This is a genomic window from Eubacterium xylanophilum ATCC 35991 (genome assembly GCF_000518685.1).
GTDB lineage: Bacteria > Bacillota > Clostridia > Lachnospirales > Lachnospiraceae > Eubacterium_F > Eubacterium_F xylanophilum.
Genome location: NZ_JAEB01000001.1, coordinates 111,065 through 125,506, shown reverse-complemented (window position 1 = coordinate 125,506; position 14,442 = coordinate 111,065). Strand labels below are relative to the sequence as shown.

Below are 14,442 nucleotides of genomic sequence, written 5' to 3'. Positions count from 1 at the left end.
CCTAATAAGTTAATATTATTTTCTGAGCAGTCTCCACCACATCTACACCCGAATTCATACTTATCTTCTGAATGTATCTGTGAGCTTCCGGCTCAGACATATCTTTTTTCTCCATTAAGAGAAGCTTAGCACTTTCTATTATCTGTCTCTCAGACTCACTTCTGCGCTTTTTTGCTCTCTTAATTGGTTCCTTACTCCACTCTAAACGCCTCACAACAGCTTCCAATTCATACATAAGCTGCTGTATTTTAAACGGACTTCTTATCAGTACAATTCGCTCATCTTCGCCTATTTCAATTTCTCTCTTTCCGGAAAGAAGTATCATTTGAAACCGCTCCGGCAGTTCATTGTACAAATCCGCGTAGTTTCCATCCGGGAGCCTGGCAGTGCATATTACAATTCCCGCATCATAATCCTGGACTCTATTCAACGCACTGGACATTGTTTGGCACACTATGCATGTGCTATATCCATACCTATTCAAGACATCCTTAAGTTTGCGAGCATCCTGTATATGGGCCGAGGCTATAATAATTCCAGCCATACGCACGCACCCTTTCTCTACGTCCTATATAGATACTTTGAAATCTCCCAATCTGACACTTGAGACATATACTCCTGCCACTCTGCACTCTTGATATCGAGATATGAATCCACAAACTGATCTCCAAGTGCTTCTCTGACAAACTTTGAATTTCTCATAATCTCGATGGATTCTCCAAGTGTAGCAGGCAACCTATCCGCCTTTTCACTGCACTCTTCTCCCGGCAGAATATTTTCCTCAATACCCTTGAGTCCTGCCTTCACAAACAAAGCTATTGTCAGGTATGGATTTGCAGAAGGATCCGGGAATCGAAGCTCAACCTTCATATCATCCCCGATTCTCTTTCTGACTTTAGCCAGAGTATTTCCGCTTTGCGAAGTCCAATCCACCTTCTTTGGCGCATCAAAGCTGTCTGTCAGGCGTCTATATGAATTGACAATCGGATTCGTTATCGGGCACATCTCCTTGGCGTATTTGAGAATGCCGCCGATGAAGTACTTCACCTCATCCTTTAACTCTCCATCTTTATAATTGAAAATGTTCCGATCATCCTTATAAACCGCGAAGTTAACATGCATTCCCGAGCCGGGAACACCGGTCAGCGGTTTTGGCATGAAGGTTGCATGAAGACCAAATCTCTTGGCTGTAGATCTTACCGCATTTTTGAATGTAATGATTTCATCCGCACTTTGCATTGCCTCTGCACTGCTGAAAGTGATTTCATGCTGGGCAGGTGCCTTTTCATGATGAGAAGATTCTACTTCAAATCCCATTGCCTCGAGATCGAGAACGATACCTCTTCTGGCATTCTCGCCAAGATCCATAGGGCCGACATCCAGGTATCCCGCCTGCTCGTGAGTGATAGTTGTTGGCATTCCATTGTCATCAGTGTGGAACATGAAGAATTCACACTCGGAATCAACATATACAGAATATCCCTTTTTCTCGGCTTCTCTCAGTGTCCTTTTCAGAATATTTCTCGGGCATATTTCAACACTATTGCCATTTTCATCTACAATGTCGCACAGAAATCTGGCAACCTTACCCTGTTGTGGTCTCCAAGGAAGAATGACAAATGTATCAAGTTCCGGTCGCAGATACATATCTTGCTCCAATACACTCTTCTTTCCGTAGAGGGATGAACCGTCAAACACAAAGTTATTGTCTAGCACTCGCTCAAACTGTCTTGCAGTAATAGCCACATTCTTGAGTTCACCAAATATGTCTGTAAACTGCAATCTTATGAACTCTACGTCCTCTTCCTCAATCAAATTTAAAATATCTTCTCTTGTCATATTTTACCTCCGACTTAGGGCAACTGCTATGCCCTATAGATTAGTGTAACCCATAAGCGATTTATCCACCTGTTTGGCTGCTGCCTTCCCCTCGGCCATCGCCCATACAACCAAAGATTGACCGCGGTGCATATCCCCCGCCGTAAATACCTTAGGATTGTTAGTTTGATATGAATCACTCTGAGTTTTGATATTAGTTCTTTCATTACATTCTACACCAAAACTATCTGCCGTGTAAATTTCATTTCCAAGAAAACCTGCAGCAATTAGAACTAGATCTGCATCTATTTCCTTTTCTGTCCCCTTTACAGTTTCCATATTCATTCGTCCGGTCTTATTATCGCGGACCATTTTTACATCTATTATCTCAACCTTTGACACATTTCCCTTGTCATCGGAGATAAACTTTGAAACAGTCTTCTCGAAGATTCTTGGATCTTCGCCAAACTTATATATTGCCTCTTCCTGACCATAATCAGTCTTGAAGATTCTTGGCCACTCAGGCCACGGATTGCTCTCTGCTCTTGAAACAGGTGGCTTAGGCATCATCTCAATCTGAGTTACGCTCTTAGCTCCAAGTCTAATTGCCGTTCCCACACAGTCATTTCCCGTATCACCGCCACCGATAACAACCACGTTTTTATCCTTGGCCATCTCGTATGGAAACGTCTTGTAATCATTGTCAAGAATTCTCTTTGTTACCTTACTCAGAAAATCAACCGCAAAGTAAATTCCCTTGCTTTCCCTGCCTGGCACCTTGATATCCCTCGGATTTGTGGCTCCTCCACAGAGGACAACGCGGTCGAATTTTTCCAGTAGCTCCTCACCTTTGATATCTTTTCCGATGTCAACACCTGTTTTAAACTCTATTCCTGCTTTTTCCATCAACCCTATTCTTCTATCAATAACGCGCTTGTCAAGCTTCATATTGGGAATTCCATATCTAAGAAGTCCGCCCACTCTGTCATGGCGCTCAAATACGGTCACCTTATGACCTCTTTTATTTAGCTCCTTGGCAACTGTAAGTCCTGCCGGACCGCTTCCTACAACTGCAACAGTCTTGCCTGTTCTATTGGTTGGTTCTCCCGAGTCCACTAAATTCTTTTCAAAGGCATACTCTATGATCGTCTTTTCATTTTCCTTAGTAGATACCGGTTCACCGTGAAGTCCACAAGTACATGCCGCCTCACACAATGCAGGACACACTCTCGAAGTGAACTCCGGAAACGGATGAGTTGAGGAAAGTCTCTTATATGCCAATTCGTAATTTCCGAGAGTTACAAGGTCGTTGGTCTCAGGAACCAAGTTTCTGAGCGGACATCCTGAAACCATGCCTGCAATAACACTACCTCCCTGACAGAATGGAACTCCACACTCCATACACCTTGCTCCCTGGCAGCTTTGTTGCTCTCTACTGAGACAACCATGGAACTCGTTGAAGTCATTTATTCTGTCCTTTGGCTCCCTAACAGGAGCGTCTTGTCTATCATATTCTAAAAATCCTGTAGCTTTACCCATGATACTATCGCTCCTTTCTATGCATTAGCACTCTCTGTGATTTTCTTGAAATCTTCAGGTATAATTTTCTTAAACTTGGCAAGATTATTCTCAAAATCATCGAGAATAGTCTGCGCCTTAGCTGAGTGAGTATAGTACACATGCTTCTCAAGCATCTCTCTAAGCTTCTTGATGTCCTCTTCTCTCTCAACTTTCTCAACCAGAATTAACTCCTTGTTGAGGTTTTTATATAAATGGCTATCTTCGTCATATACATATGCAATACCGCCACTCATACCGGCTGCAAAGTTTTTGTCAGTCTTTCCAAGGACTGCTACATAACCACCTGTCATGTACTCACATCCATGCTCGCCAACTCCCTCTACAACAGCTGTTACACCAGAGTTTCTAACGCAGAATCTCTCGCCTGCAACTCCTGAGATATAAGCCTCTCCGCTGGTAGCACCATATAGCGCAACATTTCCGATAATAACATTTTCCGATGGATCATACTTTGCATCTTCCGGTGGTGCCACAATCAGCTTTCCACCCGATAGGCCCTTTCCAAAGTAATCATTGGAATCTCCCTTGAGATTTAGGGTCAGACCTTTAGGAATAAATGCTCCGAAGCTCTGTCCACCGGCTCCAGTACAATTAATCTTAACAGAATCTTCCTTCAGTCCTTCACTGTGATTCCTTGTAATCTCAGCTCCAACCAATGTACCAAAACTTCTATTAATATTCATGAGCTCGACATCAATCTCAGCCTCACCCTTGCCCTTAATAGCATTCTGTACACTCTTGTCAGCAAGAACAACTGTCTCGTCAACTGTCTTTTCCAATTCAAAGTCATAGACTTTATCTTTATTGAAAATGTGCTGCTCTTCTGAACTTCCTCTATATAGTATCTGAGAAAGATCCAGTTTTCTCTGCTTATCATCTCTTATGTCACTTACTTTTAGCAAATCAGTTCTTCCAACCAATTCATCAACGCTTCTGACACCAAGCTTTGCCATATACTCTCTTAACTGTCTAGCAATAAAAATCATAAAGTTCATGACATATTCCGGTTTACCGGCAAAGCGTTTTCTAAGCTCTGGATTCTGAGTTGCAATTCCCATCGGACATGTATCTAGATTACATACTCTCATCATGGTACATCCAAGTGTTACCAATGGTGCTGTTGCGAACCCAAACTCCTCAGCTCCAAGAATTGCGGCGATTGCCACATCTCTACCACTCATAAGTTTTCCGTCTGTCTCAATGCGAACTCGGTCTCTCAGACCATTTGCAACTAATGTCTGATGCGTCTCTGCAAGACCTAACTCAAGTGGTAATCCTGCATTGTGAATTGAACTAAGTGGTGCAGCACCTGTTCCGCCGTCATATCCGGAAATCAAGATTACCTGCGCACCTGCCTTAGCAACACCTGCAGCAACAGTTCCAACTCCTGCTTCTGATACAAGCTTTACACTAATTCTAGCTTCCTTATTGGCACTCTTTAAATCATATATAAGCTGTGCCAAATCTTCGATAGAATAGATATCATGATGAGGTGGCGGTGAGATAAGGCTCACACCAGGTGTTGAATGTCTTGTCTTGGCAATCCATGGATAAACCTTCTTACCTGGGAGATGTCCTCCCTCGCCAGGCTTAGCTCCCTGAGCCATCTTAATCTGGATTTCCTTGGCACTTACAAGATAACTACTTGTCACTCCGAATCTTCCGCTGGCAACCTGCTTAATTGCAGAATTTCTGCTATTTTTTGTTCCCGCGGATAGAATTCTCTCATCGCTCTCTCCACCTTCTCCACTATTTGACTTTCCTCCAAGTCTATTCATGGCGATTGCAAGAGCTTCGTGAGCTTCTTGCGATATAGAACCATATGACATGGCTCCCGTCTTAAATCTCTTAACGATTTCCTCTTCGCTCTCAACCTCTTCGATTGGAACGCTCTCGCTAGGATAATTAAACTCCATCAAACTTCTAATATACCCTGTTCTCTCAGAGTCAACCATCTTGGTATACTCTACGAACTGCTCGTAGCTTCCGGTTCTCGTTGATTTTTGAAGCATGTGGATAGTCTGTGGATTGTATCTATGATACTCTCCGTCGCTTCTCATCTTGTGACGACCTGTGGATCTAAGGTTATTGTCAGTATCAAGTCCAAGTGGGTCAAAGGCCTTGGAATGTTGCTTGTCAACCTCTCTTCCTATGTCATCGAGATCGATTCCCCCGATTCTACTTACAGTTCCAGTAAAGTATCTATCAATAACGTCTTCAGAGATACCTACAGCCTCAAAAATCTGGCTTCCCATGTATGACTGAATCGTACTGATTCCCATCTTAGAAGCAATCTTAACAATTCCGCTGATAATAGCATTATCATAATCAGATTCTGCAGCATAGTAATCCTTGTTAAGTGCTCCATCCTTTATAAGTTCACCAATTGTAGCATGTGCAAGATATGGATTAACTGCACTGGCTCCGTATCCTAGTAATGTAGCAAAGTGGTGAACCTCTCTAGGCTCTCCTGACTCAAGGATAATTGACAATGCTGTCCTCTTCTTGGTTCTAACTAAATGTTTGTGAACTGCAGAAACTGCCAAAAGTGATGGAATTGCCACATGCGTTTCATCCACTCCTCTATCAGAAAGAATAAGGATATTGGCGCCCTTTCTATAAGCCTTGTCAACTGCTACAAATAGCTGATCAAGAACTCGTTTCATAGGTGTGTTTTTATAGTAAATAATTGGCACTGTAGCTACCTTAAATCCTGAACTTTCAGCATTTTTTATTTTCAATAAATCAAGGTCATTTAAAATCGGATTATTTATCTTCAATACCCTGCAATTTTCTGGCTTTTCCTGCAATAAATTACCATCTTTTCCAACATAAACTGTTGTTGATGTAACTATTTTCTCTCTGACAGCATCAATTGGTGGGTTTGTAACTTGGGCAAATAGCTGTTTAAAATAATAGAACAACGGCTGATACTCACCGGAAAGAGCAGCAATAGGAGTATCTACACCCATGGCACCTATCTTCTCAGAACCGGTCAATGCCATGGTCTTGATTCCCTCGCGGTATTCTTCATAAGAATATCCAAACGCCTTTTGGAGTGTGCTTAGCTCATCTCTGGTAAAATCAGGAACCTTTTCATTTGGAATCTTCAACTCTCCGAGAGTTACAAGGTTACTGTCAAGCCACTCACCGTATGGCTCTTTACTCGCATAATACTCTTTAATTTCCTTATCATAGAATACTTTTCCCTTTACAGTATCCACTAATAACATCTTTCCAGGATGAAGTCTCTCCTTCTTAACAATGTGTTTTTCAGGAAGATCAAGCACACCAACCTCAGAAGAGAGAATCAATCTGTCATCATCCATAAGATAGTATCTAGAAGGACGCAGACCATTTCTGTCAAGCACAGCTCCCATATAATCTCCATCTGAGAAAAGGATTGATGCAGGACCATCCCATGGTTCCATCATTGTTGCATAATATTGGAAGAAATCCCTTCCCTCCTGAGAAATTGTATCGTTGTGGGTCCATGGCTCAGGAATCGTAACCATCAAAGCCAAAGGCAACTCCATTCCACTCATAACAAGGAACTCAAGAGTATTATCGAGCATTGCCGAATCCGAGCCACTCGCACTTACAACCGGAAGCACCTTTGACATATCTTCATCGCTGAGTTTTACGGCCTCCATGGTCTCTTCTCTCGCCAACATCTTGTCAGCATTTCCTTTAATCGTATTTATCTCTCCATTGTGAACTATGAAACGATTGGGATGTGCCCTCTCCCAGCTAGGATTCGTATTAGTCGAGAATCTCGAATGCACAAGAGCAATCGCTGAATCATAGCTCTTATCCTGCAAATCTAGGAAAAATGTTCTGAGCTGACCAACAAGAAACATTCCCTTATATACAATTGTTCTACTTGAAAGAGAAGGTACATATGTATCAACATTACTCTGCTCAAATACACGCCTTACAATGTAAAGTTTTCTGTCAAAATCAATTCCCTTCTCTACATTCTCCGGGCGCTTCACAAATCCCTGGCAGATGCAAGGCATACAACTTCTCGCCTTTTCTCCGAGAACACTTGGCTTAGTAGGAACTTCTCTCCAACCAAGGAACTCCATTCCCTCTTTGGCCACTATAATCTCAAACATCTTCTTGGCCTGAAGTCTTCCAAGTTCATTCTGAGGGAAGAAAAACATTCCGACACCATAGTCTCCCTTTTCCAAGCCTTCAATCCCCATTTTCTTCAATTCCTTCTTGAAAAACTTGTGGGAAATCTGTGTTAGTATTCCAACACCATCTCCTGTCTCGCCCTCAGCATCCTTTCCTGCTCTATGCTCCAAGTTTTCTACTATATGAAGAGCATCGGCCACAATTTGATGTGTTGGCTTTCCCTTGATGTTAACAACTGCTCCAATTCCACAATTGTCATGTTCGAATTGTTCTCTGTACAAACCTTGATTATACTTACTCTCTAACATATGTAGTCCTCCAGTTTCTTTCGTCGTTTTTACTCTTTTTTATATGTGCGTATAGCACAAAAAAAGACGTCGAAGAACTTGTATCTACTACAAGCTCTCCTGACGCCTTTGTCAGTTATTTCTTATTACAATTAATTATTCTACACTCGAAACTTTACTTTGTCAAGTAGTTTTACGAAAAAACTTAATAAATTTAACGGAACGACTATTTCAACTTCGTAACCCAATTATACTATTACTTGGCAATCAAGTACTCTGGCGACTTCAATGTACTCTCAGAATCTCCAGAATCTCCCCATGAAACCTTAACAAACTTTCCTTTGCGTTTTTTAATTGTAATTATAATATCTTTGTTTTTCTTTACATAATTACAACTAATACCACGTTTATTTTTCTTGCAGTTCTTGGACATTTCAATTTTAAATACAACTGACTTATCCATCTTTTTGTTATTTGACACTTTTACAACAATATGAGATGACCCACTACCTATTATGGCATTTTTTAGAGTCAATGTAGTTTTTTTCTTAGTCTTCTTCTTAACTACCTTCTTGAATATTGCTTTGAATGTCACTGCTCGGGATAGTGAACTAGATATCCTATCGCATGTCACATCATAACCTGAATTCTTTTGGAGCCATCCACAGAATATGTAGCCTTTTTTCCTAGCCTTCGGCAGCTTTTCTTCAGTATTGTATACATGATATTTAATACCTTTTCCTATAAGCTTTCCACCAGCAAGTTTTAAAGTTACCTTATAAGAATTCCACTTTCCAATTGCAATTTTATTGGCGGGAACACTTGTTACCTGTTTACCATCAACAAAAAACGTTTGAAGCAACTTAAGGGATCCCTCTCTCTTAGTAGGTAATTCACATACAACGCTTGATTTGTTATCTACTCTCATAAGGTTGTCGGCATTTTCTAAGGCATTTTTACCGATCTTTATAACCGATTTGGGAATTACGATTTCACTAAGCTTTGTGCATCTGCAAAACGCACTATCACCTATTTCAACAAGATTATTCGATAAAACCACATTCTTCAATTCTGCACAATTATAAAAGGACTTATCTCCTAAAACTTTTATGCCTTGAGGCAAGATGATTTCCTTAATTTTCGTTCCGGAAAATGTTGATCCGATATCCTGAATTGTATCAGGCAATACAACACTCTCTATAGAATTAAGATAAATCCACTTAGATAAGCCTACGTTTATTGAAGTGATGCCCTCTGAAATTACTATCTTTTTTAGTGACTCACTTCCTCCCGAATTAGTCTGAGGCTGAGTCGGCAATGAATCTACAACTCCCTTTCCACTAATAGTCATTGTGCCTTTTCCATCATCTTCATATGTAGCTTCTTTTCCGCAAATTCCTTTGGCAGTTGCATTAGCATCTACTGAACATGCAATACAACAATGTAAGACAAGTACAAATAGCGTTAGTTTAATTAATCTCTTCATAATCCATTCCTCCTAGTTATTTTTTTACTCTATATATATTATGTGAATTAAGTGTCGATTTTGTGTCAAAGAAGTACAAATAATCTATATTTAATTCTCTTTACTCTTCACTGCTGCCTTAATCAGACCCGAAAACAGCGGATGTGCCTCATCCGGTCTGGACTTGAATTCAGGGTGTGCCTGAGTAGCAACAAAGAACGGATGGTCTTTTAGCTCTACCATCTCGACTATTCTTCCATCTGGCGATATACCGGAAATACGCATTCCGGCATCGTTTAATACATCACGATAATCGTTATTTACTTCATATCTATGTCTATGTCTCTCGGAGATTTCTTTCTTTCCATATAGTTTTAATACGAGACTATCCTCAGACAAAACACAAGGATACGCCCCTAATCTAAGCGTACCTCCAATATTTGATACTCCGTTTTGTTCCGGCATAAGTGTGATTACCGGATTAGTCGTATCTGGATTTAATTCTATACTTGCCGCGTCTGCCAAACCAAGCACATTCCTTGCAAACTCAACTATTGCTAATTGCATTCCCAGGCAAAGACCAAGGTACGGAATATTTTTCTCTCTTGCATATCGTATTGCAAGAATCTTTCCTTCTATACCTCTCTTGCCAAAACCACCTGGAACAAGGATTCCGTCCACATCATGTAGATAGCTTTCCAAATTTTCAAGAGTCAATTCTTCTGCATTAATCCATCTTATATTTACAGAAGTTTCATTCTCTATTCCACCGTGTTTTAGCGCCTCTACAACACTCAAATACGCATCATGAAGTGCCACATACTTTCCAACAATTCCTATTACAACTTCCTTTTTAGGATGATGCATTCTATCTAGCATTGCCTTCCATTGATTAAGATTTGGCTCAGGACATGGTATATGGAGACATTCACATACAGCTTGAGCTAACTTCTCCTGTTCCATCATAATAGGAACTTCATACAGAGATTCAGCATCCAAATTTTGCAAGATGTGCTCCTTTTTTACATTACAGAATAGTGCAATCTTCTCTCTCATCGCATCATCGATAGGATAATCAGATCGACATACGATGATGTCAGGCCATATTCCCATACTCTGCAAACTCTTTACACTTGCTTGAGTCGGTTTTGTCTTCATCTCACCGGAAGCCTTAAGATATGGAATCAGCGTTACCTGAATCATAATTGCATTCTCTCTTCCAACTTCCGCCTGAAATTGTCTGATTGCCTCCAAGAACGGCTGGCTTTCTATATCTCCAACCGTTCCACCTACCTCTACAATTGAGATAGTATTATCTGGCAATTCTCCATCTCTGTAAAAATGTTCCTTTATTTCATTAGTAATATGAGGAATTACCTGGACTGTCCCTCCGCCATATTCTCCACGGCGTTCCTTATTGAGGACAGACCAGTATATTTTTCCTGTAGTTACATTGGCATTAGTGCGGAGATTTTCATTAATGAATCTCTCATAATGTCCCAGGTCAAGATCAGTTTCTGTTCCATCTTCTGTCACAAATACTTCACCATGTTGAATAGGATTCATGGTCCCTGGATCCACATTGATATATGGATCAAATTTTTGCATTACTACATTATAACCTCTTGCCTTTAATAGACGCCCAAGTGATGCCGCCGTAATACCTTTTCCAAGTCCTGATACAACTCCGCCTGTTACAAATACATACTTCATTATTCCAATCTCCTTTGATTTTTATTAATTGTGATCCTGCAATGCGTCAAATCCAACCTCACCGGTACGAACTCTCACTGCATCGCGCACATCGTATACAAAGATTTTTCCATCTCCGTAATTTCCTGTATATAGAGCCTCAACTGAAGCTTTAATTACATCCTCAACCGGAACTGCTGCAACTACAACTTCAACCTTAGTTCTAGGTAAAAGTGTAAAATCAAGTGCAACTCCACGATAGTACTTATGCTTATCATTCTGAGCACCACATCCAAGAATCTGGGTTACGGTTATTCCGTTTACGCCGATACCTGCCAGCGCCTCTTGCAAATCCTCAAACCTGCTCTGCTTACAGATGATATCAACTTTACTAAGTGGTGTTCCGGACATATCAACTTTAGGAGTAATACCCTGTGTAGGCACATCTGTAATCTTGATAGCCTCTTCCACCGGAACATTTCCCTCGCTTGTTTTGATTCCAGCTGGCATAGCGGCATAGAATCTGTTTCCAGCTGGCATAAAGTCTGTATATGCACTTGGAAGCCCATGTTCAGTTGAGTCAAGTCCTTCTATTTCTTCCTCTGCATCCACTCTCAATCCGAATATTGCCTTGATTGCGAAAAATGTAATTGTTATAAGAATAGCGGTCCAAGCGACAACTGCCAATAGACCAAGTGCCTGCAATCCAAGCTGTGTAAATCCGCCACCATAAAACAATCCTTCAGCCTTAATAGCACCGCCATCTACTGCAATTTTATATCCAGGTGCTGTATCTGTGGCAAATAGTCCGACAGCAATTGTTCCCCATAATCCATTGAGCATGTGTACTGCAACAGCTCCAACAGGGTCGTCAACATTGATAATATTGTCGCAAAACCATACGCCAAATACAACCAATAAACCTGCTACAAATCCGATAATGAGCGCCCCTGCCGCATCTGTAATATCACATGGTGCTGTAATTGCCACAAGACCTGCAAGGCTTGCATTTAGACACATGGAAACATCTGGTTTTCCATATTTTACCCATGTATAAATCATACATACAACTGTTGCAACAGCGGGAGCGATTGTTGTTGTAAAGAAAATTGAGCCAAGATCCGGAAGTGAAGTAGCGGCTGCACCGTTGAAACCATACCATCCAAACCAGAGAATAAACACACCAAGTGCTCCAATTGTAAGGTTGTGTCCCGGAATAGCATTTACCTTTGTTACTTTACCATCCTTGTCCTTCTTGAACTTTCCAATTCTAGGTCCAAGGATTGCCGCACCGATAAGTGCTGAAACACCACCAACTGTGTGAATTGCACATGACCCTGCAAAATCATGGAAACCTAAGTTGGCAAGCCATCCACCACCCCAAATCCAGTGAGCTTCTATCGGATAAATTATACCAGAAATAATTCCGGAATAAATACAATATGACAAAAATTTAGTTCTCTCAGCCATTGCTCCAGATACGATAGTAGCAGTGGTTGCACAGAATACTAAGTTGAATACAAATGAAGATAAATTAAAGTTTTCATAGGCCGTAAATAGATCAAAACCAGGTTTTCCAATAAAACCACAAATATCTTCACCAATTAATAAAGATGCTCCAATCAGGATAAACATTACGGCACCAATACAGAAATCCATAAGGTTTTTCATTATGATATTTCCAGCATTTTTCGCTCTGGTAAATCCAGCCTCCACCATGGCAAATCCCGCCTGCATCCAGAATACAAGGGCAGCTCCGATAAGAAACCATATTCCCCATATATTTTCATCTACATATTTAATTACTTCTTGTGACATAGTCAAACACCTCCGAGAAATTTTAAGTTGGTATTTTCAATTGCTTTGATCAGAAACAATTGACTCGATGTTTTCCTAGGAAATTTTCTCTCACATCAACGATGAAAGAATAACGAATTGTAATTAAACAAAAAAAGGTGCCAGAAGCATTATACTTCTGACACCATTGTCATTACAAAGCTTATTATATATTTTCTTAAAACATTTGTCAAGAAAAAATTTTAAATATCATAAAATTTTTCTAACTCCCAACACATATGCTTACCCTTAACCTTGATTTCAGCGGTCTTACCATCGCCTTCATGAGAAACAACATATGGGAATTTTACACCTTTTTCTACTTTTGTTTTCAAAAGTTTATTCTTATAATCTATAGTAAGAAAATCTTTCATTTTCTTGCAGTTTTCCCTAATATTATAACCTGAACACTTGATAACTTGGTTCTCTGTATCTATACTGCAATCCTCCTTATCCAGACGCTGATAGAATTTAACCAACTCCTCAAAGGAAAAATCAAAGAGAGTCTTGGAATAATCTTTCTTCGTCTCAAGGTAAAGTGCATATATATCTACATCAAGCGTTAACCCAACCGGCATAGGGAACCAATAGCTGTCAGTAGTATTATAACTAGCAGATCCCGCCGCATTCCTGAGCTTATAATATGGTTCATTCGAGCCTTCGTCGGACACTTTTTCTAAAACATAATAGTTATTATCCTTGAAAAATAACGCTTTTTCTTTATCTGTTCCCTCAAAAACCTTTCCAACAAAAGAATCCTTATTTGATGAAATCATTTCATCGATTGAATTTTTTGAATTAAAATTATGAACCGGTCCAGTGCCGTCATTACTTACGGACTCTTTTCCTTCAAGGCTTGTTTTAAATTGAAAAGCCTTAGACTCGTTTGCATTAATTAAACTGACATTGATTGTTTGTTTGTTCTCTGAACTCAATGAACTATTATTATTATTATCTTCCTTTGTTATTACATATATACTTAAACCAGCCACAGCGATGATAATAAGTATAATCAGTATTTTTTTCATTTCGAAATAACCTCCCAATTTTAATTATTTTCACAACAGGTATGATTATATCACTCCTTTACATCAACTGTCAAGTTGTAAATATATTTTTTAACTTATACTATGTTAAAATATTATTCTCCAAGTTTCCATTCCTCCAATTTGTCTCCCTCATATCTCAACTTCAGTGTAAAAAAATCTGCATCTTCCATCAACATCTTCAAAAAGATCTTGTCACCCTCCCAGAGATTTAACTTCATTATATCCCTTTTGGGAATCCACTGTAATTCACCTTCGTCACATGGTATAAGTTCCCCTGTAAAATCATCCGCTGTATATAAACACATATACTCAGTTTGCCATTCATCTGAAATAAAAGTGATCAATCCTCTGAATTTATACGATTTTAGTTCTAACCCAGTTTCTTCTTTGACCTCCCTTAACAAGCACTCTTCCGGAGTTTCATTTTCTAGAAAATGCCCTCCAACACCAATCCATTTTCCTTTATTAACATCAATTTCCTTTTTTATTCTATGAAGCATTAAGTACTTCTCGTCCTTTTCAATATAGCATAGAGTCGTTAGTGATGCCATGATATTCCTCCTTAATTTTACTA

Annotated in this window: 9 protein-coding genes; all 9 read right to left on the bottom strand. The window is 39.9% G+C overall.

Annotation, left to right across the window (positions count from 1 at the left end):
- Position 1: 1 nt before the first annotated feature.
- Complete coding sequence (locus tag L877_RS0100535; protein WP_026834425.1) at positions 2-544, bottom strand: ANTAR domain-containing response regulator; 543 nt, start codon at positions 542-544, stop codon at positions 2-4.
- A gap of 17 nt (positions 545-561) precedes the next feature.
- Complete coding sequence (locus tag L877_RS0100530; RefSeq protein ID WP_026834424.1) at positions 562-1,839, bottom strand: glutamine synthetase family protein; 1,278 nt, start codon at positions 1,837-1,839, stop codon at positions 562-564.
- A 33-nt stretch (positions 1,840-1,872) separates the two neighbouring features.
- Entirely contained in the window at positions 1,873-3,357 is a 1,485-nt protein-coding gene (locus tag L877_RS0100525; RefSeq protein ID WP_026834423.1) for a glutamate synthase subunit beta, read from the bottom strand.
- Positions 3,358-3,374: 17 nt separating this feature from the next.
- On the bottom strand, positions 3,375-7,847 hold the full coding sequence (gltB, locus tag L877_RS11595) for a glutamate synthase large subunit (protein WP_084554715.1): 4,473 nt from the start codon (positions 7,845-7,847) through the stop codon (positions 3,375-3,377).
- A 235-nt stretch (positions 7,848-8,082) separates the two neighbouring features.
- A complete protein-coding gene (locus L877_RS0100515; protein WP_026834422.1) occupies positions 8,083-9,312 on the bottom strand; it encodes a leucine-rich repeat domain-containing protein in 1,230 nt (409 codons plus the stop codon).
- A 90-nt stretch (positions 9,313-9,402) separates the two neighbouring features.
- Entirely contained in the window at positions 9,403-11,004 is a 1,602-nt protein-coding gene (locus tag L877_RS0100510; RefSeq protein ID WP_034784718.1) for a CTP synthase, read from the bottom strand.
- Positions 11,005-11,028: 24 nt separating this feature from the next.
- Complete coding sequence (locus tag L877_RS0100505) at positions 11,029-12,801, bottom strand: ammonium transporter (RefSeq protein ID WP_026834420.1); 1,773 nt, start codon at positions 12,799-12,801, stop codon at positions 11,029-11,031.
- A 221-nt stretch (positions 12,802-13,022) separates the two neighbouring features.
- Positions 13,023-13,847 (bottom strand): hypothetical protein, encoded by an 825-nt coding sequence (locus L877_RS0100500; RefSeq protein WP_026834419.1) that lies wholly within the window; start codon positions 13,845-13,847, stop codon positions 13,023-13,025.
- A gap of 113 nt (positions 13,848-13,960) precedes the next feature.
- Complete coding sequence (locus tag L877_RS0100495) at positions 13,961-14,419, bottom strand: NUDIX hydrolase (RefSeq protein WP_034784715.1); 459 nt, start codon at positions 14,417-14,419, stop codon at positions 13,961-13,963.
- Positions 14,420-14,442: the final 23 nt, after the last annotated feature.

Coding starts and splice junctions, on each gene's coding strand:
- L877_RS0100535 (WP_026834425.1), bottom strand. CDS start 544: ATGGCTGGAATTATTATAGCCTCGGCCCATATACAGGATGCTCGCAAA.
- L877_RS0100530 (WP_026834424.1), bottom strand. CDS start 1,839: ATGACAAGAGAAGATATTTTAAATTTGATTGAGGAAGAGGACGTAGAG.
- L877_RS0100525 (WP_026834423.1), bottom strand. CDS start 3,357: ATGGGTAAAGCTACAGGATTTTTAGAATATGATAGACAAGACGCTCCT.
- gltB (WP_084554715.1), bottom strand. CDS start 7,847: ATGTTAGAGAGTAAGTATAATCAAGGTTTGTACAGAGAACAATTCGAA.
- L877_RS0100515 (WP_026834422.1), bottom strand. CDS start 9,312: ATGAAGAGATTAATTAAACTAACGCTATTTGTACTTGTCTTACATTGT.
- L877_RS0100510 (WP_034784718.1), bottom strand. CDS start 11,004: ATGAAGTATGTATTTGTAACAGGCGGAGTTGTATCAGGACTTGGAAAA.
- L877_RS0100505 (WP_026834420.1), bottom strand. CDS start 12,801: ATGTCACAAGAAGTAATTAAATATGTAGATGAAAATATATGGGGAATA.
- L877_RS0100500 (WP_026834419.1), bottom strand. CDS start 13,847: ATGAAAAAAATACTGATTATACTTATTATCATCGCTGTGGCTGGTTTA.
- L877_RS0100495 (WP_034784715.1), bottom strand. CDS start 14,419: ATGGCATCACTAACGACTCTATGCTATATTGAAAAGGACGAGAAGTAC.